Raw genomic sequence first — 24,262 nt, forward strand, 5'->3', positions numbered from 1 at the left:
CTACGTGGTTTGCCAGGGCAAGGGTTCGGACAGATGCCAGCATCGCGATTGATAATTCTGAGCGTGGCGGTGGCCGCGGCCGGGGGTGCCGGCTATGTCGCGAAAAACATGGTGGCACCGCCGCCCCAGATCGTCGTCGATTCCGGGCCCCAGGCGCCGGCGGTGTCCCTGCAGGATGTGCTTGTGCTTTCGGGCGACGTTCCGATGGGCAGCCCGCTCGAAAACAACATCGCCTGGCAATCATGGCCAGCCGACGGCATCAACGCGAATTTCATCACCCGCACCGCCGAGCCCGAGGCGTTGGACAAGCTGAAGAGTTCCGTTGCCCGTGTGGCGATGTACGCCGGAGAGCCTTTGCGGCGTTCCAAGCTGATCGGCGAAGGGCAGAGCTTCATGTCGTCGATCCTGCCTTCCGGCATGCGGGCGGTCGCCACGGCCATCTCGGCCGACACGTCGGCCGGCGGCTTCATTCTTCCCAACGACTTCGTCGATGTCATCATGACCCGCAGGGGCGATGCCAGCAGCGGCGCCGCCAATTTCAACACCGAAACCATCCTCAAGAACATCCGCGTCCTGGCAATCGACCAGACCATTCAGGAAGACGAGGAAGGCAAGAAGACCAGGGTGGGCCAGACCGCCACGCTGGAACTGACACCGCGTCAGGCGGAGATCATCACGGTTGCCCAGCAGATGGCGGATCGCCTGACCCTGGCGCTGCGCGCGGTCGCGGACACCCAGGAAAAGAATCTGGGTGAGGCCGACTATCTCGTTTCCGGCAATGGCCGCAGGGGAACGGTGAGGCTGATCAAGTCGGGCGAAGTGTCCGAAGTAGGGGCAAGGAAATGAGGCTAAGTGGCAAACTGCCGGCAATCGTAGCCGCGGCATTCGGCCTGCTGCTCGTCGGAACGAATGTGCAAGGCGTTGTCGAGGCAAAGAACGCGCAGGTCACGGCATCGACGGCCACCCAGCGCATCAAGCTCGGTCTCAACAAGTCGGTGGTCATCGACCTGCCGAGCGATGCCTACGACATTCTCGTCGCCAACCCGGCGGTTGCCGACGCGGTGACCCGCACCGCAAGGCGCATCTATCTGTTCGGCAAGGCGGTTGGCGAGACGAACATCTTCGTCTTCGGTCCGAATGGCGAGCAGATCGTCAGCATGGATCTGGCCGTCGAACGCGACGTTGCCGGCCTCGAGGACTATATCAAGCGCTTCCTCCCGACGTCGACCATCAAGGTGGAACTGCTGAATGACAACGTCGTCCTGACCGGAACGGTCGACACGCCGCTGGATGCAAAACGCGCGGTCGACCTGGCGACGATCTTCGTTTCGGGCGGTGAAGCGACGACGGGACAATATTCGCAGACCGCGGCCGGCGGTTCGGCCCAGGGCGGCGTCGACATCAACAACCCGGACCAGGAGCGCCGCACCAGCAAGATCGTCAACCTGCTGCAGATCATCGGCGACGATCAGGTCACGCTGAAGGTGACGGTCGCCGAAGTCAACCGCTCGGTGATGAAGCAGCTCGGCGTCAACATGGTCGGCAGTGGCGGCAGCAACGGCATCAGCTACGGCGCGATCAGCGACAATTTCACCGGCCTCGGCAAGAAGCTGTCGAATTCGGGCTTCAATATCGGCGCTTCTGGCCTGCAGGCCTATATCAACGCCATGGAACAGTCCGGGGTCATGAAGACACTGGCCGAGCCAACCTTGACCGCCGTGTCCGGCGAGAAGGCGACCTTCAAGGTCGGTGGTGAATACAACATGGTGAGCGGCGTCACCGCGAACGTATCCACCGACAACCAGACTGGCCTGACGAACTATACCCTCGACAAGATCGAGTACGGCATCGGCCTGGAATTCCAGCCGGTGGTGTTGTCTCCCGGCCGCATAAGCCTGAAAGTCAGAACCTCGGTTTCCGAGCCGACAACCGAGGGATCTGTATCGCTCTCGGCAGGCGTGACAAGTCCCGGCACGAACATCCTGTCGCTGCGCAAGCGTCTTGCCGACACGACGGTGGAATTGCCCTCAGGCGGCTCGATGATGATCGCCGGCCTGGTTCGCGACGACGTCAGGCAAGCCGTCAACGGGCTGCCCGGACTGACAAAGATTCCGGTGCTCGGCGCGCTCTTCCGCAGCAGGGATTTCGTGCGCAACGAGACCGAACTCGTCGTCATCATCACCCCCTATCTGGTGAAGCCGGTGGCCCGCAACGACCTCGCCAAGCCGGATGACAATTTCAACGCCGCCAGCGACGGCGCGGCCATGTTCCTTGGCCGGGTCAATCGCGTCTACGGCACCATGCAGACCGACAAGCCCAACGGCCGCTACCACGGCGTTGTCGGCTTCATCTACAAGTAAGCGGGGAAGCGGACATGTCTCAGTCAGCATTGAAGGCAAGCACCGTCGCCACAACGATGCGCTTTGGCCCTTCGCGGATCCGCGGGCGAGCCGTTCCGCTCCTGGCGGTTGCGGTGGCGGCGCTGCTGGCCGGCTGCGCCCAGCGCGACAGCATCACCGTCGGCGCCATTCCGGACGACTATCGCACCAACCATCCGATCGTGATCGCGGAGAAGAACCAGAAGATCGACCTGCCTGTCGGTGCCGGCGATCGCGGCATGACCGGCTCCCAGCGCGACACACTACTTGGCTTCCTCGACGGCTATGACAAGAGTGCCGCCCCTACGCTGACGATCCAGGTGCCGAGCGGGTCGGCCAATGAAGTCGCGGCGACGGCCGCCGCCCGCGATTTCGCCCGGCTGGCGGCCGCCGCCGGGGTCAAGCGCAACCGGATCGTCCTCACCTCCTATCAGGCCGCCTCGAGCGAGATATCCTCGCCGGTTCGCGTCGCCTATGTCTCGGTGAAAGCCCAGACCGACAAATGCGGACGCTGGCCAGATGACCTGGTCGATACCGCGGAAAACAAGCACTATGCCGATTTCGGCTGCTCCTATCAGAACAATCTAGCCGCCCAGATGGCCAATCCGGCCGATCTGCTCGGGCCGCGCAAGTCTACGACCATCGATGCTGAAAATCGCGGCAAGGTGATCGATGTCTACCGTCAGAGGGGCATTTCGGAAGAGCTCCTCGGCAATTCGGAAGTGACGTACTGAGCCGCCAGTCTCGGATAGAACAGGCCACGGGAAAGAGTATGACGATGAGCAACCTTGCCTACGACGCCCCGGTGGATGGCAGCGATACCTCGCAGCAGGACATCGCCGCGATGCAGGCATTGCGGCCGATTCCACGCATCTCGATCCAGGCATTCTGCGAGACCGAGGGCGTTGCCAATCCGGTCGAGCGCGCCGGCGAGGACCGCCGCATGACGAAGGCCCATCTCAAGGTCCATATGGGCGGCGTCCCCACCGCCATCGAATTCTACCAGTCGGCGCCAACGCCCAACCTGATCCTGCTGGAATCGCGCAGCGAGCCGAAGCAACTGCTGGAGCAACTCGCCCAGCTCTCGGAATACTGCGATCCGACCTCCAAGGTGGTGGTGATCGGCCACTACAATGATGTCGGTCTCTACCGCGAGCTTATCCGCTCCGGCATTTCCGAATATGTGATCGCACCGGTGTCAATGGCCGACGTCGTCAGCGTGGTGTCGTCGATTTTCATTGATCCGGAAGCCGAGCCGCTCGGCCGCTCGATCGCCTTTATCGGTGCCAAGGGTGGCGTCGGCTCCTCGACGATAGCCCACAATGTGGCCTGGGCGATGTCCTCCCTGTTCAAATCCGAGGTGGTCGTCGCCGATCTCGATCTCGCTTTCGGCACGGCCAACATCAATTTCGACCAGGATCCGGCGCAAGGCATCGCCGAAGCGGTGTTCTCGCCGGAGCGCATCGATGAAGTCTATCTCGACCGGCTGCTGACCCAGTGCGCCGAACACCTGTCGCTGCTGGCAGCACCGTCGACGCTCGAACGGGTCTATGACTTCGATCCCGAAGCCTTCGCGCAGCTCATCGATACCGCCCAGCGCAGCGTGCCGCTGCTGGTGCTCGATGTTCCCCATGCCTGGACTGGCTGGAGCAAGAACACCCTGGTCAAGGCCGACGAGATCGTCATCACGGCGACGCCGGAGCTGGCCAACCTGCGCAACACCAAGAACCTGGTCGACATGTTAAGGCGGCTTCGTCCTAACGACCCGCCGCCGAAGCTGATCATCAACCAGGCCGGCGTTCCCAAGCGCCCGGAGATTTCACCATCCGATTTCGCCGAACCGCTCGGCCTGTCGCCCATGTCGGTCATTGGCTTTGATCCATTGCTGTTCGGCAACGCCGCCAACAACGGCCGCATGCTTGGCGAAATGGATGCCAAGAACTCGGTCGTCGCAATGATCAATGAAATCGCGCATGTGCTGACCGGTCGTAGTGAAATCAAGACGAAGAAGAAGGCAGGGCTTGGCAATCTGCTTGGCAAGCTTTCGCGCAACAAGAAGTGACGTTTCATGTTTGGTAAAAGAGGCAGCGACGACGGAAACCGGTTCACGCCGGAATTTCGCCCGCCGGCACCGGCTCCCGTGGCGCCGGCGGCCGCAAGTTCTGCGAATACCGCGGTGCTTGCTCGCCCCGTCGCGTCTCCGTCAAGCGCACCAGTCGCGCCGCCGGCGCGCCGCACTATCGAGGCACCGCCATCGGCGCCGGAACTGAAGCGGGTCCAGCGCGAAAAGAGCGAAACCTACTACGACACCAAGAGCCAGGTCTTCTCCGCACTCATCGACACGATCGATCTGTCGCAGCTCTCCAAGCTTGATCCCGAAAGCGCGCGCGAGGAAATCCGCGACATCGTCAACGACATCATCGCGATCAAGAATTTCGCGATGACGATCGCCGAGCAGGAAGAACTGCTCGAGGATATCTGCAACGATGTGCTCGGCTATGGGCCGCTCGAGCCCTTGCTCGCACGCGACGACATCGCCGACATCATGGTCAACGGCTCCAGGAACGTCTACATCGAAGTCAACGGCAAGGTCGAACAGACCGGCATCCGCTTTCGTGACAACCAGCAGCTCCTCAACATCTGCCAGCGCATCGTCAGCCAGGTTGGTCGCCGTGTCGACGAATCCAGCCCGATCTGCGACGCGCGTCTTCCCGACGGCTCCCGCGTCAACGTCATCGCGCCGCCGCTCTCAATCGATGGCGCCACGCTCACCATCCGCAAATTCAAGAAGGACAAGCTGACCCTCGATCAGCTGGTCAAGTTCGGCGCCATTTCACCGCAGGGAGCCGAAGTTCTCAAGATCATCAGTCGTGTTCGCTGCAACATCGTCATCTCGGGCGGCACCGGCTCGGGCAAGACGACGCTGCTCAACTGCCTGACCAACTATATCGACCGCGAGGAACGCGTCATCACCTGCGAGGACTCGGCCGAGCTGCAATTGCAGCAGCCGCATGTCGTGCGCCTCGAAACCCGCCCACCCAATCTGGAGGGCGAGGGCGAGGTGACGATGCGCGACCTGGTCAAGAACTGCCTGCGCATGCGGCCCGAGCGCATCATCGTCGGCGAAGTGCGCGGACCCGAAGTGTTCGATCTTCTGCAGGCGATGAACACCGGCCATGACGGCTCGATGGGAACGATCCACTCGAACAGCCCGCGCGAATGCCTGAACCGTATCGAATCCATGATTGCCATGGGCGGTTATTCGCTGCCGCAGAAGACCGTGCGCGAAATCGTTGTCGGCTCCATCGACGTGATTATCCAGGCGGCGCGCCTGCGCGATGGATCGCGTCGCATCACCCACATCACCGAGGTGATCGGAATGGAGGGCGACGTCGTCATCACGCAGGATATCGTCCTCTATAACATCAAGGGCGAGGACGCCAATGGCAGGCTGCTGGGCGAGCATGTATCGACCGGCATCGGTCGTCCGCATTTCTGGGACCGGGCTCGCTACTATGGCGAGGAGCAGCGCCTCGCCGCCGCGCTCGAGGCGATGGAGAAACGTGCTGACTGACGGCGTGAGGGTTCTGGCCAATGTTTGGAATTGACGGCACAGTACTGGCGTTTGTCGTGCTCGCCGGCTTCAGCGCCGGTGCGGTCGCCTATGCGTTTCTGTTCACCCAGATCAGCAACGAGAAACAAGTCGGCAAGCGGCTTGAAACGATCAAGAGCGCGGAGACGGATCGCTCTGTCGTCAAGGCCTCGCGCGACCGCGTGGCGGAAGCCGCCAAACGGCGCAAATCGGTTCAGGATTCGCTGAACGAACTCGACGCAAAGCAGAAAACCAAGGACAGCGCGGTCAAGAAACCACCGCTGAAAGCCCAACTCCGTCAGGCCGGCCTGAAAACCACCATCGAGCGCTTCTATGTATACTCCGCCATATGCGGTCTCGCTTTGACAATGGCTGCCTTTGTGGCCGGAGCGCCGCTGATCGTCTTGCCAGGCGTGCTGCTGGCCGGCGCTCTCGGCCTGCCACGCTGGTTCGTCTCGTTTCGTCGCGCCCGCCGGGTCAAGGCATTCCTCAACGAATTTCCAAACGCGCTCGATATCATCGTGCGCGCCGTCAAATCCGGCCTGCCGCTGAACGACGCCGTGCGCCTGATCGCCAACGAATCTCCCGAACCGGTGAAGACCGAGTTTCGCCGTATTGTCGATTCCCAGCAGATGGGCCTGTCGATCCCCGATGCGACCTTGCGCATGCCCGAAACCATGCCTTGCACGGAGGCAAGCTTCTTTGGCATCGTCATCCAGATTCAGTCGCAGGCTGGCGGCAATCTCTCCGAGGCGCTGGGCAATCTTTCGCGCGTGCTTCGCGATCGCAAGAAGATGAAAGCCAAGGTCCAGGCACTGTCGATGGAAGCCAAAGCGTCCGCCGCCATCATCGGCGCGCTGCCTTTCATCGTTGCGTTTCTCGTCTACCTGTCGAGCCCAAGCTACCTGATGCCGCTGTTCGTCACCAGTGTTGGACACCTGATCCTTGGCTGCTCGGCAGTCTGGATGTCGATCGGCATCTTTGTGATGCGCAAGATGATGAACTTTGAAGTCTAGGACCGCGCCATGACCGACCAAGTCATCAAATCCCTGACGGACCCCAGCTTCCTGATCGCGCTGCTGGTCGCCATAGCGGTGTTTGCGACCGTTTTCACCTTGCTGCCGGCGTTTGGCGGAAACCAGCTCAAGTCGCGCATGAAAACCGTCGCGCTGGAACGCGACGAACTGCGTGCCAAGCAGCGCGCCCGGCTTGCCGTCGAGGCGGATCGCCGTCGCAAGGGCCTGCGCGAGGAACAGTCGATTGGCATGCGCAACATTGTCGACCGGCTGGATCTGCGGCGCGCGCTCGCCGATGAGGGCACATTGCAGAAGCTCAAGGTGGCCGGGTTTCGCGGGCAGAACCCGCTGACGCGGTTTCTTTTCTTCCGTCTCGTGCTTCCTTTTGTCGGCTTCGCGCTGGCCGCAATCTACATCTTCGTGCTCGGAGGATTGCCCGACAAGCCATTGGTCATCAGGCTGTTCGTTTGCATCCTCGTTGCCTATGCCGGCTTCTACGCACCGGTCGTTTACGTCAACAACCGTGCCACCAAGCGCAAGCAATCGATCCAGATGGCATGGCCGGATGCGCTCGATCTGATGCTGATCTGCGTCGAATCGGGCATGTCGGTTGAAGCGGCCCTGCGCAAGGTCGCCGACGAGATCGGCGCGCAATCGGTAGCGCTGGCGGAAGAATTCATCCTCACCAACGCCGAGCTTTCGTATCTGCAGGAACGCAAGCAGGCCTACGAGAACCTGGCAAGCCGCACCGGCCTGGAATCGGTCAAGTCGGTGTCGCAGGCACTCGTCCAGGCCGAGCGCTACGGCACGCCGGTGGCGCATGCACTGCGCGTGCTGGCCGCCGAAAGCCGCGACATGCGGATGAACGCGGCCGAGAAGAAGGCCGCCGCCTTGCCGCCGAAGCTCACCGTGCCGATGATCCTGTTCTTCCTGCCGGTGCTTTTCGCCATCATCCTGGGTCCCGCCGGCATTCAGGTCAGCCAGCGCGGCATCTTCGGCGATCATTCGGGATCAACATCAACCGCCCAGTAGCGACGACCATGTCCGTGCACGACATATAAAGAAGCCGCGCTGAACGCAGCGCGGGTTTTTCATTCGGGGCGTTTGCGGATTATCGTCCAATGCATGTCGCCCAAAAGTGCGCAGCGGTTTTGGGACAACGACATGCATAAAGCAAAGCCTTAAAGCGCGTCGACTGAATCCGTTTTCAACGCGACGAGCTTTAGTTGGTCGCGGACTTTGGCTTGTCCTGGTCCTTGAGCTGGCTCCAGGCATTTTGCTGGGCCAGCATCTGGCGCAGATAGGCGACGTTTGCCTGCGCCTGGTCGGGCGAGAGTTCCTGCGAGGCGATCTTCTCGGCTTCGTCGAAACGGCCCTGCAGGCCGACGACCAGCGCAAGGTTCTGGCGCACCCGGCTGTCCGCGTTCGGCTGCTGCGCGGCGGAGCGCATATAGGTTTCGGCGGTGCGCAGGTCGCCTTCGAGCACGTAGGACATGCCGAGATTGGAGAGCACCGAAGGCTCGTTCGGCTTGAGCTCGAGCGCCTTGCGGTAAAGCTGGCGCGCGTCGTCCTTCTGGCCGATCTGGTCGAGAATGGCCGCTTCGGCCGATACCAGCCTCCAGTCGGGATATTCCGGTGTCTGGGCGCGGCGCACAGCGTCCAGCGCAGCCTCGAACTGGCCATTGGCGGCCAGCGCCTTGCCATAGGCGGCAAGCACGTCACGATCCTTCGGCAGCGCGATCGCCAGCTTGCGCATCACGGCGAGCGACTGGTCGGCGTCGCCATCCATCTGCAGTGCCGCGGCATAATTTGTCGCGATCCGCTTGTCGTTGGGGTTCCTGGCGTAGGATTGCCCAAGTGAGGCGGTTGCGCCGTGCAGTTCTCCCGCCGACATGGTTTCCAGCGGCTTGCCGCTGGTGCGTCCGATCGAGCCGGTGGTGATTTTGCTGGTTCCGCAACCGGCGACACCGGCCGCGAGCGCCAGCACGAGGGCCGTGGTGATGAGCCGTTTTCCCCTGACGTTGATCGTGCGGTTGGTCGGCATCGGCACCGGGCCTCCATTCATGCGCGGCCATTGCGTGGCCGTCTTCCCTCCCGCAGAAATATTCTGTTAACCCTAACGGACGGTTAAGAACGGCGACTCAAGGGTCGCCGCATGGAGAACATCGAATGCCTGTCGAACTCGTCGAAAAGAAACTGCCGGGCGCGTTGCCGGTCCATCTGGTCGCCAGGGACGGTCTGGACGCAGCCGGCCTTGCGCCATCCGCCATTGCCTGGGCCAGGGCCAACGGCTTTTCCGGCGAGGCAGGCAGGACGCTGGTCGTGCCCGGCGAAAACGGAGCGCTCGGCGGCGCCTTGTTCGGTGTCGGCGACGGTGAGGAAGCGCTCGCTGTCGGCGCGTTGTCGAAAGCCCTGCCGGAAGGTGACTGGCATTTCGCCTCGGCGCCGGCCGAGCCGGAACTGGCGGCAACCGCGCTGGTGCTCGGCGGCTATGTCTTTACCCGTTATGGCAAGAAACCCGGCAAGGCACTGCGCTTCGACTTGCCGGCCGATGTCGATGCCAGGCGCGTTCGCCGCATTGCCGATGGCGTCTTCCTGGCGCGCGACCTGGTCAACACGCCGACCAGCGACATGGGCCCGGAAGAACTGGAGAAGGCGGTACGGACCCTGGCCGGAACGCACAATGCCGAAGTCTCGGTGGTGAAGGGCGACGATCTGCTCGACCGGAATTTCCCTATGATCCATGCCGTCGGCCGTGCGTCGACCGGCGCGCCGCGCCTGATCGACATGAGATGGGGGCCGCAAGGCGCGCCCAAGGTGACGCTGGTCGGCAAGGGCGTCTGTTTCGACACGGGTGGTCTCGACATCAAGCCATCGTCCGGCATGCTGTTGATGAAGAAGGACATGGGCGGCGCGGCCAATGTGCTTGGTCTGGCCTCGATGATCATGGCCGCCGGGCTGAATGTGCGTCTGCGCATGCTCATTCCCGCGGTCGAGAATTCGATCGCCGGCAACGCCTTCCGGCCCGGCGACGTGCTGACCAGCCGCAAGGGCATCACCGTCGAGATCGGCAACACCGACGCCGAGGGGCGGCTGGTGCTGGCCGACGCCCTGGCGCTGGCCGACGAGGAGGAACCGCGGCTTCTGGTCGACATGGCGACGCTGACCGGGGCTGCCCGTGTCGCGCTCGGCCCCGACCTGCCGCCGTTCTATACCGGCGACGAAGCGTTGGCGTCCGACCTGGCGGCGGCTTCCGTCGCGGCCGAAGATCCGCTGTGGCGCATGCCGTTGTGGCGGCCTTACGATGCGAAACTGTCGTCGAAGATCGCCGACATCAACAACGTCACCACGGACGGTTTCGCCGGCTCGATCACGGCGGCCCTGTTCCTCAAGCGCTTCGTCGAAAAGACCGCGGGCTGGGCGCATTTCGACATCTTCGCCTGGAACCCCGCCGACCGTCCGCATGGCCCCGCCGGCGGCGAGGCGCAAGGCATTCGCGCGCTGGAGCGGATCATCTCGAAGCGCTTTGGCTGATGGCGACAAGCAGAGCCGGCAAATTGCGGAGACTGAAACGGAACCGAAACAATTTGCCGTCATGCTGCTCGGATGTCGATTGCGATGCGCCAGAGCCAGGCCTTGCGACTGTGGCAGCAAGTGATGCTGTCGCAGGTGCGCGACGACGCGCCCGATCTGACCATGCGCCAGACCGCGATCCTGTTCACCATCTATCTCGATCCGCCGCCGCACACGGTGCGCGGGCTCGCCGCCCGCCTCAATGTCACCAAGCCGGTGATCACCCGCGCGCTCGACACGATGGGCGCGTTGAAGCTGGTGTCGCGCCATCGCGACGAGCTCGACAAGCGCAACGTCCTGATCAGACGCACCGTCGAGGGCGCGCTCTTTGTCGAGCGCTTCGGCGATGGTATCATCGCCAAGGCCCACGAGCTGCCGATTTGAAGCCTGATCCCAAGAGCGGAGACGGGTTTTCGGATAGGATGCTGAAACAAAACAAAGCAGAGTTGCCGATTTGACCGCCAGGGATGCCCGCCTGCACGCTTTCCGTTCCGACCTTGCCGATGCACGGCTGAAGGGGGAGATCGCCGCCGACCGCTTCGTCGCCGGGCGGCCGGCGCGGATCACCGCGTCCGTGGCCGATGTGCGCAAGGCGCCGCGCCCCGATGCCGGCATCAATACGCAGCTTCTGTTCGGTGATGATGTCCTCGTTTTCGAGGTCGCCGAAGGCTGGGCCTGGATCCAGGCCGAACGCGACGGCTATGTCGGCTATGTCGCCGATACAATGATCGGCGGGCGGGACCATGCGGCGACCCATATCGTGTCGGTGCCGCGCACCTTCCTCTATCCCGGTCCGGATCTGCGGTTTCCGATCGCAGGACAATTGTCGATGGGATCGACCGTGACGGTGACGGATGCTGCCGAAACGCGCGGCACGCATTATGCGGTCCTGCCCTCCGGCGAGGCGATCATCGCTGGTCATCTGCGGCCACTCAATGATGTGGCCGCCGACTATGTTTCGGTGGCCGAGATGTTTCTCGGCACCCCCTATCTCTGGGGCGGCACTTCGGGTTTCGGCATCGACTGTTCGGGCCTCGTGCAACTGGCGATGCGCATGGCCGGCAGCGACGTGCTGCGCGATTCCGACATGCAGGCGGCGACCCTCGGCGAGGCGCTCGATCCGGGCCCGGATTACGGCGGATTGCAGCGCGGCGACCTCGTCTTCTGGAAAGGCCATGTCGCCGTCATGACCGACGCCGACACCATGATCCACGCCAATGGCCACACCATGCTGGTGTCACGCGAAGGGCTGAAGGACGCGATCGCCCGCATCGGCTACCTCTATGGCGGCCCGACCGGTTTTCGGCGACCGTGAAGTGAGAGCCTGTCCCTTCCCCCACAAGGGGAAGGGAAAGAACGATCCCCTTTTGTTCCGATTCTACTTGGCGATTGACCGCCGTCGCGCTACCTCTGGCGCGTGACCGAGCAGCCGCGCCTTGCCGAACAGAATGCCACCGTGGCCCTGCCCGAACCATTCATCAGGTGGTTCGGCGAGAAAGGCTGGTCGCCGCGCGCCCACCAGATCGAATTGCTGGCAAGGGCCCAGGGCGGGCAATCGGTGCTGCTAATCGCCCCGACCGGCGCCGGCAAGACGTTGGCCGGGTTCCTGCCCTCGCTGACCGAATTGGCCAACCGGCCAAGGCGAAAACCGGGGCAGGCGCATCGCGGCATCCATACCCTCTACATCTCGCCGCTGAAGGCGCTGGCGGTCGACATCGAGCGCAATCTCGGCAAGCCGGTGGAAGAAATCGGCCTGCCTGTCACCATCGAGACACGCACCGGCGACACGCCGGCACACAAGCGTCAGCGCCAGAAGCTGGTGCCGCCCGACATTCTGCTGACCACGCCCGAGCAATTGGCGCTGCTGATCGCGGCGCCCGACGCCCGGCGCTTCTTCGAGGATCTGCGCTATGTCGTGCTCGACGAGTTGCACTCTTTGGTGACGTCGAAGCGCGGGCATCTGCTCGCGCTCGGCCTGGCGCGGCTGCGCAGTTACGTGCCTGGCCTGCAGACGATCGGCTTGTCGGCTACTGTCGCCGAGCCCGACGAATTGCGGCGTTGGCTGGTCGGCCAGAATCCGCCAGGCGCCATGGCCGGCCTGATCACCGTGGCGGGTGGGGCCAAGCCCGACATCTCCATTCTTGACTCTGAACAGCATGTGCCGTGGTCCGGCCATTCGGCCCGTTACGCCATTCCCGAAATCTATGAGGCGATCAAAAGGCACCGCACGACGCTGCTGTTCGTCAACACCCGCAGCCAGGCCGAACTGCTGTTCCAGGAGCTGTGGCGGGCAAACGAGGATTCGCTGCCGATCGCGTTGCATCATGGCTCGCTCGATGTCGGCCAGCGCCGGCGGGTCGAGAAGGCGATGGGCGAGAATGCGCTGCGCGCCATCGTCGCGACGTCGACGCTCGACCTCGGCATCGACTGGGGCGATGTCGACCTGGTCGTGCATGTCGGTGCGCCGAAGGGTGCGAGCCGGTTGGCGCAGCGCATCGGCCGCGCCAACCACCGCATGGACGAGCCGTCGAAGGCGATCCTCATTCCGGCCAACCGTTTCGAGGTGCTGGAGTGCCGGGCCGCGCTCGACGCCAACTATCTCGGCGCACAGGACACGCCGCCGCTGATCAATGGCGCGCTCGACGTGCTGTCGCAGCATGTGCTGGGCGTCGCCTGTGGCGCACCCTTCCATCCCGACCATCTGTTCGAAGAAGTGCGCAGTGCCGCGCCCTACGGCGGGCTGGCGCGCGAGACCTTCGACCGTGTCGTCGATTTCGTCGCCACAGGCGGCTACGCGCTGAAGAACTACGAGCGCTACGCCCGCATTCGCAAGACGGTCGGCGGGCTGTGGCGCGTCTCGCATCCGCGTGTCGCCCAGCAATATCGGCTGAACGTCGGCACCATCGTCGAAATGCCGGAACTCAATGTCCGCTATGTCAGGCAGGGCCGTGGCATGGCAGGGCGCGGTGGGCCGGTTCTGGGCAAGATCGAGGAGTATTTCGCCGAGACCTTGCGCCCCGGCGACAATTTCCTGTTTGCCGGCAAGGTGCTGCGCTTCGAGGGCATCCGCGAGAACGAATGCGTCGTCTCCAGCGGCGCCGGCGCCAACATCATCGTGCCGTCCTATGCCGGCGGCAAGTTTCCGCTGTCGACCTATCTGGCCGATCAGGTGCGCGGCATGCTGGCCGATAGCGACCGCTGGCAGGCGCTGCCCGAGCAGGTCGCCGACTGGCTGCGGCTGCAGAAGGAAAAGTCGGTGCTGCCGAAACGCGGCGACCTTTTGGTCGAGACCTTTCCGCGCGGCAATCGCCACTACATGGTCGCCTATCCCTTCGAGGGCCGGCTGGCGCACCAGACGCTCGGCATGCTTCTGACGCGGCGGCTGGAGCGCGCCAATGCCCGCCCGCTCGGCTTCGTTGCCACCGACTATTCGCTGGCCGTCTGGGCGCTGGACGACATGGCGGCGCTGTTCAAGGCCAGGAAGCCGTCATTGGCCGCCCTGTTCGACGAAGACATGCTCGGCGACGATCTCGAGGCCTGGCTGAACGACAGCTGGATGCTGAAGCGGACGTTTCGCACCTGCGCGGTCATCGCCGGACTGATCGAGAAGCGCTTTCCCGGGCAAGAGAAGAGCGGCCGCCAAGTGACCGTGTCGGCCGACCTGATCTACGACGTGCTGCGCAGCCACGAACCGGACCATATCCTGCTGCAGGCGACGCGCACCGATGCATCGGCGGGACTGCTCGATGTCAGCAGACTTGCCGAGATGCTCTCGCGTGTCCGAGGTCGAATCATGCATAAGCATCTTGAGCAGATATCGCCGCTGGCGGTGCCGATCATGCTGGAGATCGGCAAGGAATCGGTGAATGGCGGCGCCAACGAGTCCCTGCTCATGGAAGCCGCCGATCTGGTCGAGGAGGCCATGGGCCAAAGATGAGACTGGTATCGCGATGAATTTTTCGCTGGCGCGCACGTCGCTGATCGCCGAGGCCGACCTTGTCGGCATCGCCGGCGAGCGTGCCGTCTGCGACCCGCGCGGCGTGCTCTATTTTCCGGATCTGCGGCTTCTGGCCGTTTCCGACCTGCATCTCGAAAAGGGGTCGTCACTGGCCAGGCGCGGCGCGCTGATCCCGCCTTACGACACCGGCGCGACCTTGCTGAGACTGCAGGCCGTCATCGCCGACTACCAGCCGTCCATCGTCATCAGCCTTGGCGACAGTTTCCACGATGGCGGCGGCGCCGAGCGCATGCATGCGAGCTTCCGCGAACGGCTGGAAGCGCTGATATCAGGCCGTGACTGGTTCTGGGTTGCCGGCAATCACGATCCGGAAGCACCCGCCGACCTGCCCGGCGAGACCGTGCGTGAACTCGCCATTGGCTCGCTGCTGTTCCGGCATGAGCCGTCGAAGCAGCGTGTCGAAGGCGAGATAGCGGGCCATCTGCACCCGTGCGCGCGCATCGTGCAGCGGGGCCGTTCGGTGCGGCGGCGCTGTTTTGCCGGCGATGGTGGCCGGATGATCATGCCCGCCTTCGGTGCCTACACCGGCTCGCTCAACGTGCTCGACTGCGCCTATGCCGGGCTGTTCCGGCTGGACACGCTGATGGCTTACATGCTCGGCGCCGAGCGCATTTTTGCGATTTCACGGTCGATGCTGCGGCCTGGTTGAAGACACTCTTTCGTCAAGGGTTCTATCGGCCGTAGTAGAGCGTCACGGTGTGCTTTGCTTCGGCGAAGAACAACCAGCGCTCGACCAGCATGCCTGCGAACTGGATGATGGCCGCGAGCACCGACAGCAGCGCCGCGAAGGGCCGCGGCAAGGCGAATGCAGCGGCGAGCAGCAGGACGGGCAGGGCGAAGGCCAGACCCTGCGTGATCTGGCGCAGGCGTGCGCTGTGCTTGCGCGCGATGCGGAATCCCATCTCCTTGAGCAGATAGTTTTCCCCGGTGTGCGGCCATTCCAGCGAATGCACGGTACCGCCGGCCAACCCGGTCGCGGTGTTGGCGGTGGTCGGGATTTCCAGCGCGTCATTGTAGCGCCATGTCGCCAGCTTCCAGCCCCAGCCGAGCAAGCTCAACAGCACCGAAGCTGTCAGGATCATCGTCGAGCCCAGAGCAAAAGCTTGCAGCAGCGCGTTCAACAGCATACTGCCGGTCATCGCCGAAAAGATCAGGTAGCCGGGCAGCGTGAAGCGGCTGTGCCACTGGGCGATGGGTTTGAGCGAGGCATAGATCATGCCCGTGGTGCAGACGGTGACGACCGCGCCGATGGTCGCCAGCAATCCGGCCACAGTCACCCAGCCGCCAGTGCGGCCGAGCACAACCCAGCCGATGCCGAACAGGCCCGCCGGGATGAAGGTGATGATCGAGGCGACGCCTTCGCGCGACAGCCATGAACTGCGCCATTGTGAGAACGCCCGCCAGGCGCGTTCGGGTCTGCCGAGATGACCTGTCGAGGACAACAGCCCGGCCACGATCAGGCCGAGCGCCAGGCCCATGCCGATGAGGCCCAGCCAGAAATCGGGCGGAATGATCTGGAGCCCTCCGAGCACCCCAAGCAGCGCCAGCAGTCCATAGCCGGCACCGGTGGCGGTGGTGAAGAAGACGACGGAGAAGGCTGGATGCATGGATGTCAGTTCGAAAGCATGCGGTCGACCCAGCCGAGGAAGCCGCCTTCGGCCCGCACCGGTTCGAGTGCCGGCGCGGCCACCGATGCGGCGCGCTTGGTGTGGGCGCGCGGCGGCAAATATTTGTTGGTCGGGTGATAGCCGAGTTCCGGCATCAGGTCGACGCCGCCACGCTCCGCCACCAGCTGCGAGACCGCCGACGAGGGATCGCCGAGATCGCCGAAATGCCGGGCGCTGGTCGGGCAAGCGGCGACGCAGGCGGGCACGCGGTCGTCCTCGGCCAGATTGTCATTGTAGATGCGGTCGACGCACAGCGTGCACTTCTTCATCACGCCGACATCGGTGTCGAACTCGCGCGCCCCATAGGGGCAGGCCCAGCTGCAGAGTTTGCAGCCGATGCACTTGTCCTCGTCGATCAGCACGATGCCGTCCGAGGCCCGCTTGTAGGAGGCGCCGGTCGGACAGACGGTGACGCAGGCCGGCGTCTCGCAATGCAGGCAGGAGCGCGGAAAGTTGACCGTACGCCCACCCATCTCGCTGGTGTGCTCGTAGCTGTGCACGCGGTTGAACCAGACGCCGTCGACATGGCCGCCATAGGGATCGATATCGGTCAGCGGCGCCATGTGGCCGCCGGTGTTCCACTCCTTGCACGCGGTGACGCAGGCCTGGCAGCCGACGCAGGTGTCGAGATCGATGACAAGGCCGAGCTTCTTGCCGCTTTGACTTGGCAGACAGGTCATTCGGCCGCCTCCCTTGCCCTGCGGAATTCAGCGCCGAAGGTCAGTTTGTCGGGTGAGGGCTCGAAATGCGGCGGTTGCTGGAAACGCTCGAATTGCGGCTCGGTGAAGCCGGCTTCCTCGGCCGCGCATTTGACGATGCGCACACGCAAGTCGAACCACGCCGCCTGGCCGGTCACCGGGTCGGAATTCGAATAGCGCTTGCCGTTGGCGTCGGCCGAGGTCTGGTCGCCGATGATGTGGTTGAGCAGGAAGCCGCGATTGGATTCGGCCGCATCATCCTTCAGCCCCCAGCTGCCGCGCCGCTTGCCGATCGCGTTCCAGGTCCAGACCGTGCTTTCGTTGACCCCGTCGACCAGCTTGATCTGCCCCTTGACCTTGCCGTTGATGCTTTGGATCCACACCCAGTCGTCATCGACAAGGCCGAGATCCGCGGCGGTCCGATGATGCACGAACAGCCGGTTCTGGCTGGTGATCTGTCGCAGCCACGCGTTCTGCGCGCCCCAGGAATGATACATATGCATCGGCCGCTGCGTCAGCGCATGCAGCGGATATTTTTGCAAATCGACGGCCGCTTCCTCGAACGGCATGTACCAGAACGGCAGCGGGTCCATATAGGTCTCGATACGCTGGCGATCGCCCTCTGGCGGCACCACACGGCCATGCCCACGCGCGGCGAGGCGAAAGCGCTGCAGGGGCTCGCAATAGAGCTGAAAGACGATCGGCTCGGCTTTCGGGATAAAACCCATCTGCACCGCGAAGTCGAGATAGGAGCGGTTGGCCATCTTGTAGTAGCGCTGATCGTCCGTGAAATCGTGGTGCCAGAAGCCGCCATTGTCGATGTAGCGCTGCAATTGGTCCGGATTGGCCTCGCCCTTGCCGATCGATGTGCCATCCTTGCCGCGCCAGCCGGCGAGTGGGCCGATGCCGGGCGTGCGCTCATGGTTGACGATGTAGTCGGCATAATCGCGGTACCTGGTGGAGCCATCGTCATTGACGAAGCCCGGCAGGCCGAGCCGCGCGCCGAGTTCGATCAGCACCGACTGGAACGACCTGACGTCGCGGTCCGGCTCGACGACGGGATGGCGGATGGCGTCGCCCGGTCCATCAGCATGGCTGATCGGCCGGTCGAGCAGGCTGATGCAATCATGGCGTTCAAGATAGGTGGTGTCCGGCAGCACCAGATCGGCGAACGGCACCGTCTCGGAGTAGTAGGCGTCGGAATAGATGATGAAGGGGATCTTGTAGTTGCCCGCTTCGTCGCTGTCGGTCAGCATCGCCATGGTCTCGACGGTGTTCATCGAGGAATTCCAGGCCATGTTCGACATGTACATCAGCAACGTGTCGATCGGGTATGGGTCACCGGCCCAGGCATTGCGGATGACGGTGTGCATGAGACCGTGCACGGCGAGCGGCGCGTCCCAGGAATAGCCCTTGTCGATGCGAACAGGTGTGCCGGCCTCGTCGACCAAAAGGTCGTCCGGCCCGCAGACGAAACCGAGCGGCATGCCGTCGAGCGGTGTCATCGGCTTGACGGTCTTGCCTGAAGGCTTTGGGCCCGGCGGTGCCGATCTGGGGTAGGGCGGCTTGAAGCGGAATCCGCCCGGCACGTCGACTGTACCCAAGAGCACCTGAAGCAGGTGGATGGCGCGGCAGGTATGGAAACCGTTCGAATGAGCCGAGATGCCGCGCATGGCGTGCATCGAGACAGGCCGCCCCTCGATCGTCTCGTGCCGGCGCCCGGCCCAGTCGGTCCAGGCAACCGGCAATTCGATCGTCTGTTCGAAGGCGACATGAGCAAGGTCGGCCGCGATCCTGCGGATCGTGTCGGCGGGAATGCCGCAGCGCTCCGCGACCGCATCGGGTGCGTAGCTCTCGTCGAGGTAGCGGTCGGCAATAAGCTGGAACACTGGCACGCAGCGGCGGCCGTCGATGGTGAAGCTGCCGGTCAGTGCTGGTTTCGCGCCGGCATCGATGGCGCTGACCGGTTTCTTTGCAACCCTGTCCCAGGCCAGCGGATTGCCGTCGGCGTCGCGAACGAACAGCCCGTCATCGGCGGCATTCGGCTCCTGGATGACGAGGATGTGGGCATTGGTGTAGCGCAGGAGATAGTCGAGATCGACGCGCCCGGCCTTCAGCAGTTCGTGGATGAGGGCGAACACCAACAGGCCGTCGGTGCCGGGCCGGATGCCGATCCAGTCGTCGGCAATCGCATTGTAGCCGGTGCGGCACGGATTGATCGAAACCACCTTGGCGCCGCGCGCCTTAAGCTTGCCGAGGCCGATCTTGATCGGATTGGAATCGTGGTCCTCGGCGACGCCGAACAGCATGAAATATCGGGTATTGTCCCAGTCGGGTTCGCCGAACTCCCAGAACGAGCCGCCGATCGTATAGAGGCCCCCGGCGGCCATGTTGACCGAACAGAAGCCGCCATGGGCGGCGAAGTTCGGCGTGCCGAACTGGCTTGCCCACCAGCCGGTGAGCGACTGCGACTGGTCGCGGCCCGTGAAGAAGGCGAGCTTCTTCGGATCGGTCCGGCGGATGGCAGAGAGCCGTTCGGTCGCGATCGAGAAGGCTTCCTCCCACTCGATCTCGCGGAATTCTCCCGAGCCGCGTGGGCCTGTACGCAGCAGTGGCTTCTTCAGCCGGGCCGGGCTGTAGTGCTGCATGATGCCGGAACTGCCCTTGCCGCAGATCACGCCGCGATTGACCGGATGGTCCTTGTTGCCGTTGATGTAGCGGATCTTGCCGTCCTTGATGTGGACGTCGATGCCGCAACGGCAGGCGCACATGTAGCAGGTCGTCTTGGCGATGCTGTCGGAGATGTCAGGCGAAGTGTCGACGCCGTCGCCTTCATCGGGCGCGCGTGTGTCGGCAAGCGAACGTTGCGATGGTGCTGAATTTGCGCCGCGCGGCGGTCCGTGCATCATGATCCGGTGGGGTCCGCCCGGGCTGCGGATTTGGCTCGCGTCTTCGGTCCCGGGCCGCGCATGTAATGCTCTTCCGGGCGGTAGCGGTCGCCGGCGAGCCGCCGCCGGATGCCGCGGGTCCAATGGGCAAGCAGGGATCTGAACCGCCCGATCATTTTATTCTCTGCGATTCGATGGCGAATTTTTTCTAACTTCACTCGAAAACGTAGGATAAAGCTATCGATCTGTCTAATCAGTTGTTCTTGTAAATTCGATCGATATTGGTTCTTAATGCGCGCATGACCCTGGACCAATTGCGGATTTTCGTCGCCGTCGCCGAGCGCGGCCACATGACCAAGGCGGCGGAGCTTCTGGGCATTTCCCAGTCCGCGGCGTCGGCCGCCATCCGCGCGCTTGAAGAGCAGCACGGCGTCCATCTGTTCAACCGTGTCGGCCGCAACATCGAACTTGCCCAGACCGGCCACCGGTTCCTGCCGGAGGCAAAGGCTGTGCTGGAGCGGGCCGCCGCCGCGCGCAATGTGCTGGAACATGTCTCGCAGACGGTCGCCGGCAGCCTCTCCATCGCTGCCAGCCTGACCATCGCCAGCTACTGGCTGCCGCGCCGGCTAGCGTCCTTCCACGAGGCCTATCCCGCGGTGCGGCTGAGCGTCAGCATCGGCAACACAAGGCAGGTCGAGGCCAGCGTGCTGGATGGAACCGCCGATCTCGGCCTGGTCGAGGGGCGCACCGAATCCGACATATTGCGCCGCGCCAAGGTCGACACCGACCGGTTGATGCTGGTGGTCGCGACGTCACATCCCGAGATCGTCGAAACCGCACCGGGCCGTCCGGACATAAGGGGCCTGCGCTGGATCATCCGCGAGGGCGGTTCGGGCACGCGCGAGGTGCTGGAGGATCTGGCGCGGCGCGAGGGGATTTCGTTTGCCGATTTGCAGGTGTTCCTGGTGCTGCCCAGCAACGAGGCGGTTCGCCAGGCGGTCGAGGCGGGCGCCGGCGCCACCATCATTTCGGAGCTCGTCGTCGGACGCGCCGTTGCCGAGGGCAGTCTCAGGTCCGTGCCGCTCGAATTGCCGAAGCGCGACTTCGCCATGATCACGCACCGCGATCGCCAGGCAAGCCTGGCCCAGATGGCGCTCAAGGCGCATCTTGGCGCCGGAGTCGATGAAACGGTGCCCGCTCGCCCGTGAACGGGCCGCGTCAACCGAACTTTCGCTGGGCGTCCAGCGCCAGGCCAAGCCCGACCGAGCCGAACATGTCGCCGTCGATGACGGAAGCCTGCGGCACCAAGGAGAGTATCTCTCGTCTTGCCAGCGGGATCGCGGTCGATCCGCCGGTCAGGAACACGGCGGTGATGTCGGATGGCTTGACCTGGGCGTCGCGGATGGTCTGCCCGACCGTTGCGGTGACCCGCTCAATGTCCCTGGCAATCGTGGCCTCCAGCCCGTCGCGCGTGATGTCGGCGGCGAACGCCGCGCCCGGCAGCTTCACGGCCACCTGGGCCGACGACCTGTCGGTCAGCTCTATCTTGGTCTTTTCGACCAATGCCGCCAGCGCATGTCCATAGCGGTGCTCGACGATCTGGATGAAGCGGTCGACCAGGTCGGCGCGCACCGCCTCATAGCGGATCTGGCGCAGATGCGTCATCGCCTTGGCGGTGTAGACCAGATTGATGCGTTGCCATGTCGCGAGATCGATGAAGTAGCTGGCCGGCAGGTTGCGTTTGCCGTCCTTGGTCGGGGAGAGATAGCCGAGTTGCGGCATGACATGGGCGATGCTCAGCAGCCGGTCGAAATCCGTGCCGCCGATATGGATGCCGCGGCTGGCCAGGATGTCGTCCTTGCGGTCGAGCGAGCGGGAGCGCTGCGGTGAGACGCGCACGATCGAGAAGTCCGAGGTGCCGCCGCCCATGTCGATGATCAGCGCCAGTTCCTCACGCATCACCTTCTGCTCATAGTCGAGCGCCGCCGCGATCGGCTCGAACTGGAAGGCGATGTGTTTGAAGCCCTGCGCGCGCGCGGCCTTTTCGAGTTCGCCCTGGGCGTTTGCATCGGCCTCGGCATCGTCGTCGACGAACTGCACCGGGCGGCCGAGCACCACCGTCTCGACCACGCCGCCGGCATCTTCCTCCAGCTTTTTGCGGAGATGGCCAAGGAACAGGCCGACGATCTCCATGAAGCCGATGGCGCGTGCCTTGATGCGCGTCTTCTCGTGGGCAAGCGAACTTCCGAGCACGCTCTTCAGCGAGCGCATCAGCCGGCCTTCGATGCTGTCGGTGTAGTTGGCGATGGCGTGGCGGCCGAAACGGGTGCGGTTGTCCTCGAAATTGAAGAACACGGCACTGGGCAGCGTCACCTGGCCATCTTCAAGCACGACGAGGCGCGGCTGCCCGTTGCGGACCACGCCAACGGTGGAGTTTGAAGTGCCAAAGTCGATACCGCCGAATGCTGGTCGCATGGCAAGTTTCCTGATTTTGTCTTTTGGGGAGCGGCAGCTCGTGTCCGGTCGGGCCGGGGGCGTGCTCTAACGCAAGATGCCGGAAAGGGAAACCCTTTTTGGAAATCCGGCGGCTTAAAGTGCGTCGCGTCGAGATGGATTCATGCGACGCGCATTAAGTCTTTTTTGTCTCAAAAACGGGACCACTTTTGAGCGACATGCATCAATCCTTTCGGAAGATCACCCTTCCGAGCCAGCCCGTCAGCATGGCCAGCGATATCGCGAACACGCCATAGAAGAAGGAATAATTGTGTGCGACACGGAAGATCGACTGCTCGAAACCGGATTTGCGGATCTCGAGCTGGGCCGAGCTCTCCTTGATGAACACGCCGCTCTTGAACAGGAAGGCGCGCGCCTTGTGGGTGCCGACCGGAACATTCGGCGCCAGCCTGACGGTGGCGCGGAACAGGTTTTGCGACAGGAATTGCACGCCGCCGACATTCTCGCTGTAGAGGCCGGTCGCCGCCTTGCGTTCGCGCAGCGCCGCGGTGAATTCCTCGATGGTCGCCGGGTTGTCGCCGACGTCGGCCGGCTGCATGTAGAGGTTGGAGGCGCCGAGCGACAGCTGCCTGTAGCTGTTGGGTTCGGTGATGTCCTGCAGCGGCCGCGTCGTCGCCACCGAATAGGACATCGGCACGTTCTCGAAGGTTTCGGAGTCCAGATTGACCCAGACGCCGAGCACCCGGTCCTTGCGGCGCACCACCACCGATCGTGGCGGCCCTTCGAGCACGACGATGACATCGTATCTGCCTTGACGGGCAACCAGCGGGTCGGGATTTTCCAGCGAGCCGAAAATGGTCAGGTCGGCGCCGGAAAAGCCGGCGGTGATCGAGACATTGTCGGTGGAGAGCCCGATCTGGATGCCTTCCACCAATGGTGTCTGTGCCTTCGCCGGCACGGCGGCCGCGAGCAACGACAGGAGAATGGCGGTTGCGAACGCTTTCGGACCCGTCATCAGTTGAGGCCTGCGGCGGACAGCGAAAAGAGATTGGGCGGAGTGACGAAGAGATCGATGGCGAGCCGGATCGCCACCGCCAGCACCAGCAGCGCCAGCAACGCCCTGAGCTGCTCGCCGCGCAGCCTCTGGCCGGCCTTGGCGCCATACTGCGCCCCGGCAACGCCGCCCGCCATCAACAGGAAGGCCAGCACGACGTCGACCGTCTGGTTGGTGGTGGCGTGGACCAGCGTCGTGTAGGCGGAGGTGAAGATGATCTGGAACAGCGAAGTGCCGATGACGACGTTGGTCGGCACTTTCAGCAGATAGATCAGCGCCGGCACCATGATGAAGCCGCCGCCGACGCCCATGATCGACGACAGGAAGCCGATGCCGGCGCCAAGACCAAGCACCGGGATGACGCTGACGAACAGTTTCGAGGCCCTGAACCGCATCTTCAGCGGCAAGCGGTGGATCCAGTTGTGCTGGCCGGATTTCTTCAGCACCGGTGCCGCGCCACTGCGCGTGGCGCGCAGCGCATTGACGCTTTCGACCAGCATCAGCCCGCCGACGGTGCCGAGCAGCACGACGTAAAGCAGCGAGATGAACAGGTCGAGCTGGCCGAGGCTGCGCAGGAAGGCGAAAACGAAGATACCGCCGGTGGAGCCGACGATGCCGCCGGCCAGCAGGACGCCGCCGAGCTTGAAGTCGAGCGTACCTCGCTTCATGTGCGAAAGGACGCCCGAGAAGGAGGAGGCGATGACCTGGTTGGCGCCGGTGGCGACCGCGATTGCCGGCGGGATGTTGTAGAAGATCAGCAGCGGCGTGATGAGGAAGCCGCCGCCGACGCCGAACATGCCCGACAGGAAACCCACTGCCGCACCCATGGCCAGCAGCACGAAGACGTTGACGGAAATTTCCGCGATCGGGAGATAGATGCCCACCCGTCAGTCTCGATCAGTTTTGCCTGTCGGTGAATGCAAC

Annotated in this window: 20 protein-coding genes; 13 read left to right on the forward strand and 7 right to left on the reverse strand. The window is 63.6% G+C overall.

Annotated elements, in window-relative coordinates; all coding sequences use genetic code 11:
- Positions 1-33 precede the first annotated feature (33 nt).
- From cpaB to ACFSQT_RS06500, 7 genes are read left to right on the forward strand one after another with little or no spacing between them, the layout of a single operon-like run.
- Entirely contained in the window at positions 34-846 is an 813-nt protein-coding gene (cpaB, locus tag ACFSQT_RS06470; protein WP_379017609.1) for a Flp pilus assembly protein CpaB, read from the forward strand.
- Entirely contained in the window at positions 843-2,360 is a 1,518-nt protein-coding gene (locus ACFSQT_RS06475; protein WP_379017611.1) for a type II and III secretion system protein family protein, read from the forward strand. Before cpaB ends, ACFSQT_RS06475 begins: the two co-directional genes overlap by 4 nt.
- A gap of 14 nt (positions 2,361-2,374) precedes the next feature.
- Positions 2,375-3,112, forward strand: coding sequence for a CpaD family pilus assembly protein (locus ACFSQT_RS06480; RefSeq protein ID WP_379017612.1), 738 nt, complete (start codon positions 2,375-2,377; stop codon positions 3,110-3,112).
- Positions 3,113-3,156: 44 nt separating this feature from the next.
- Positions 3,157-4,440: an AAA family ATPase gene (locus tag ACFSQT_RS06485; RefSeq protein ID WP_379017613.1), complete on the forward strand. Its 1,284-nt coding sequence runs from the start codon at positions 3,157-3,159 to the stop codon at positions 4,438-4,440.
- A 6-nt stretch (positions 4,441-4,446) separates the two neighbouring features.
- A complete protein-coding gene (locus ACFSQT_RS06490) occupies positions 4,447-5,952 on the forward strand; it encodes a CpaF family protein (protein ID WP_379017615.1) in 1,506 nt (501 codons plus the stop codon).
- 20 nt (positions 5,953-5,972) lie between these two features.
- Entirely contained in the window at positions 5,973-6,986 is a 1,014-nt protein-coding gene (locus ACFSQT_RS06495; RefSeq protein WP_379017616.1) for a type II secretion system F family protein, read from the forward strand.
- 9 nt (positions 6,987-6,995) lie between these two features.
- Positions 6,996-8,018: a type II secretion system F family protein gene (locus ACFSQT_RS06500; RefSeq protein WP_379017617.1), complete on the forward strand. Its 1,023-nt coding sequence runs from the start codon at positions 6,996-6,998 to the stop codon at positions 8,016-8,018.
- 190 nt (positions 8,019-8,208) lie between these two features.
- Here the strand turns inward: ACFSQT_RS06500 and ACFSQT_RS06505 are convergent, their stop codons facing one another.
- The gene (locus tag ACFSQT_RS06505; RefSeq protein WP_379017618.1) at positions 8,209-9,030 is read right to left on the reverse strand and encodes a tetratricopeptide repeat protein; all 822 of its coding nucleotides are present in this window, start codon (positions 9,028-9,030) and stop codon (positions 8,209-8,211) included.
- Between the two features lie 125 nt (positions 9,031-9,155).
- Between ACFSQT_RS06505 and ACFSQT_RS06510 the strand changes: the two genes are divergently transcribed.
- The 5 genes from ACFSQT_RS06510 (at position 9,156) to pdeM (ending at position 15,226) form a co-directional block, all read left to right on the forward strand.
- Positions 9,156-10,520, forward strand: a complete 1,365-nt coding sequence (locus ACFSQT_RS06510) for a leucyl aminopeptidase family protein (protein ID WP_379017620.1) — start codon at positions 9,156-9,158, stop codon at positions 10,518-10,520.
- 72 nt (positions 10,521-10,592) lie between these two features.
- Complete coding sequence (locus tag ACFSQT_RS06515) at positions 10,593-10,943, forward strand: MarR family winged helix-turn-helix transcriptional regulator (RefSeq protein ID WP_379017621.1); 351 nt, start codon at positions 10,593-10,595, stop codon at positions 10,941-10,943.
- Positions 10,944-11,013: 70 nt separating this feature from the next.
- Positions 11,014-11,874, forward strand: coding sequence for a C40 family peptidase (locus tag ACFSQT_RS06520; RefSeq protein ID WP_379017623.1), 861 nt, complete (start codon positions 11,014-11,016; stop codon positions 11,872-11,874).
- Between the two features lie 102 nt (positions 11,875-11,976).
- Complete coding sequence (locus ACFSQT_RS06525; RefSeq protein ID WP_379017625.1) at positions 11,977-14,496, forward strand: ligase-associated DNA damage response DEXH box helicase; 2,520 nt, start codon at positions 11,977-11,979, stop codon at positions 14,494-14,496.
- A gap of 13 nt (positions 14,497-14,509) precedes the next feature.
- A complete protein-coding gene (gene pdeM, locus ACFSQT_RS06530) occupies positions 14,510-15,226 on the forward strand; it encodes a ligase-associated DNA damage response endonuclease PdeM (RefSeq protein ID WP_379017626.1) in 717 nt (238 codons plus the stop codon).
- A 22-nt stretch (positions 15,227-15,248) separates the two neighbouring features.
- On the opposite strand, the gene ACFSQT_RS06535 is transcribed toward pdeM, so the two are convergent.
- The 3 genes from ACFSQT_RS06535 to ACFSQT_RS06545 are packed head-to-tail and all read right to left on the reverse strand — an operon-like array spanning position 15,249 to position 19,851.
- Positions 15,249-16,184 carry a dimethyl sulfoxide reductase anchor subunit family protein gene (locus ACFSQT_RS06535; RefSeq protein WP_379017628.1) on the reverse strand — a complete coding sequence of 312 codons (936 nt, stop codon included), beginning with the start codon at positions 16,182-16,184 and terminating at the stop codon, positions 15,249-15,251.
- A 5-nt stretch (positions 16,185-16,189) separates the two neighbouring features.
- Positions 16,190-16,924: a 4Fe-4S dicluster domain-containing protein gene (locus ACFSQT_RS06540; RefSeq protein ID WP_379017630.1), complete on the reverse strand. Its 735-nt coding sequence runs from the start codon at positions 16,922-16,924 to the stop codon at positions 16,190-16,192.
- Complete coding sequence (locus ACFSQT_RS06545) at positions 16,921-19,851, reverse strand: molybdopterin oxidoreductase family protein (RefSeq protein WP_379017631.1); 2,931 nt, start codon at positions 19,849-19,851, stop codon at positions 16,921-16,923. The genes ACFSQT_RS06540 and ACFSQT_RS06545 overlap by 4 nt, the downstream gene beginning before the upstream one ends.
- 278 nt (positions 19,852-20,129) lie before the next feature.
- On the opposite strand from ACFSQT_RS06545, the gene ACFSQT_RS06550 reads away from it, so the two are divergent.
- Positions 20,130-21,038 (forward strand): LysR substrate-binding domain-containing protein, encoded by a 909-nt coding sequence (locus tag ACFSQT_RS06550; RefSeq protein WP_379017633.1) that lies wholly within the window; start codon positions 20,130-20,132, stop codon positions 21,036-21,038.
- A 10-nt stretch (positions 21,039-21,048) separates the two neighbouring features.
- Here the strand turns inward: ACFSQT_RS06550 and ACFSQT_RS06555 are convergent, their stop codons facing one another.
- The 3 genes from ACFSQT_RS06555 to ACFSQT_RS06565 all read right to left on the reverse strand — a co-directional run bounded on the left by ACFSQT_RS06555 (position 21,049) and on the right by ACFSQT_RS06565 (position 24,222).
- Complete coding sequence (locus ACFSQT_RS06555; protein ID WP_379017634.1) at positions 21,049-22,305, reverse strand: Hsp70 family protein; 1,257 nt, start codon at positions 22,303-22,305, stop codon at positions 21,049-21,051.
- Between the two features lie 202 nt (positions 22,306-22,507).
- Positions 22,508-23,299, reverse strand: coding sequence for a TIGR02186 family protein (locus tag ACFSQT_RS06560; protein WP_379017635.1), 792 nt, complete (start codon positions 23,297-23,299; stop codon positions 22,508-22,510).
- Positions 23,299-24,222, reverse strand: a complete 924-nt coding sequence (locus ACFSQT_RS06565; RefSeq protein ID WP_379017637.1) for a sulfite exporter TauE/SafE family protein — start codon at positions 24,220-24,222, stop codon at positions 23,299-23,301. The genes ACFSQT_RS06560 and ACFSQT_RS06565 overlap by 1 nt, the downstream gene beginning before the upstream one ends.
- Positions 24,223-24,262: the final 40 nt, after the last annotated feature.

The sequence above is a fragment of the Mesorhizobium calcicola genome (assembly GCF_042682105.1).
GTDB classification, from domain to species: Bacteria; Pseudomonadota; Alphaproteobacteria; order Rhizobiales; family Rhizobiaceae; genus Mesorhizobium; species Mesorhizobium calcicola.

Excerpts from the sequence above, each read along its gene's own strand:
- ACFSQT_RS06510 (WP_379017620.1), top strand. The coding sequence starts at position 9,156 with ATGCCTGTCGAACTCGTCGAAAAGAAACTGCCGGGCGCGTTGCCGGTC.
- ACFSQT_RS06535 (WP_379017628.1), bottom strand. The coding sequence starts at position 16,184 with ATGCATCCAGCCTTCTCCGTCGTCTTCTTCACCACCGCCACCGGTGCC.
- ACFSQT_RS06490 (WP_379017615.1), top strand. The coding sequence starts at position 4,447 with ATGTTTGGTAAAAGAGGCAGCGACGACGGAAACCGGTTCACGCCGGAA.
- ACFSQT_RS06555 (WP_379017634.1), bottom strand. The coding sequence starts at position 22,305 with ATGCGACCAGCATTCGGCGGTATCGACTTTGGCACTTCAAACTCCACC.
- ACFSQT_RS06560 (WP_379017635.1), bottom strand. The coding sequence starts at position 23,299 with ATGACGGGTCCGAAAGCGTTCGCAACCGCCATTCTCCTGTCGTTGCTC.
- ACFSQT_RS06515 (WP_379017621.1), top strand. The coding sequence starts at position 10,593 with ATGTCGATTGCGATGCGCCAGAGCCAGGCCTTGCGACTGTGGCAGCAA.
- ACFSQT_RS06500 (WP_379017617.1), top strand. The coding sequence starts at position 6,996 with ATGACCGACCAAGTCATCAAATCCCTGACGGACCCCAGCTTCCTGATC.
- ACFSQT_RS06495 (WP_379017616.1), top strand. The coding sequence starts at position 5,973 with ATGTTTGGAATTGACGGCACAGTACTGGCGTTTGTCGTGCTCGCCGGC.
- cpaB (WP_379017609.1), top strand. The coding sequence starts at position 34 with ATGCCAGCATCGCGATTGATAATTCTGAGCGTGGCGGTGGCCGCGGCC.
- ACFSQT_RS06505 (WP_379017618.1), bottom strand. The coding sequence starts at position 9,030 with ATGCCGACCAACCGCACGATCAACGTCAGGGGAAAACGGCTCATCACC.
- pdeM (WP_379017626.1), top strand. The coding sequence starts at position 14,510 with ATGAATTTTTCGCTGGCGCGCACGTCGCTGATCGCCGAGGCCGACCTT.
- ACFSQT_RS06485 (WP_379017613.1), top strand. The coding sequence starts at position 3,157 with ATGAGCAACCTTGCCTACGACGCCCCGGTGGATGGCAGCGATACCTCG.
- ACFSQT_RS06480 (WP_379017612.1), top strand. The coding sequence starts at position 2,375 with ATGTCTCAGTCAGCATTGAAGGCAAGCACCGTCGCCACAACGATGCGC.
- ACFSQT_RS06550 (WP_379017633.1), top strand. The coding sequence starts at position 20,130 with ATGACCCTGGACCAATTGCGGATTTTCGTCGCCGTCGCCGAGCGCGGC.
- ACFSQT_RS06475 (WP_379017611.1), top strand. The coding sequence starts at position 843 with ATGAGGCTAAGTGGCAAACTGCCGGCAATCGTAGCCGCGGCATTCGGC.
- ACFSQT_RS06545 (WP_379017631.1), bottom strand. The coding sequence starts at position 19,851 with ATGATGCACGGACCGCCGCGCGGCGCAAATTCAGCACCATCGCAACGT.
- ACFSQT_RS06540 (WP_379017630.1), bottom strand. The coding sequence starts at position 16,924 with ATGACCTGTCTGCCAAGTCAAAGCGGCAAGAAGCTCGGCCTTGTCATC.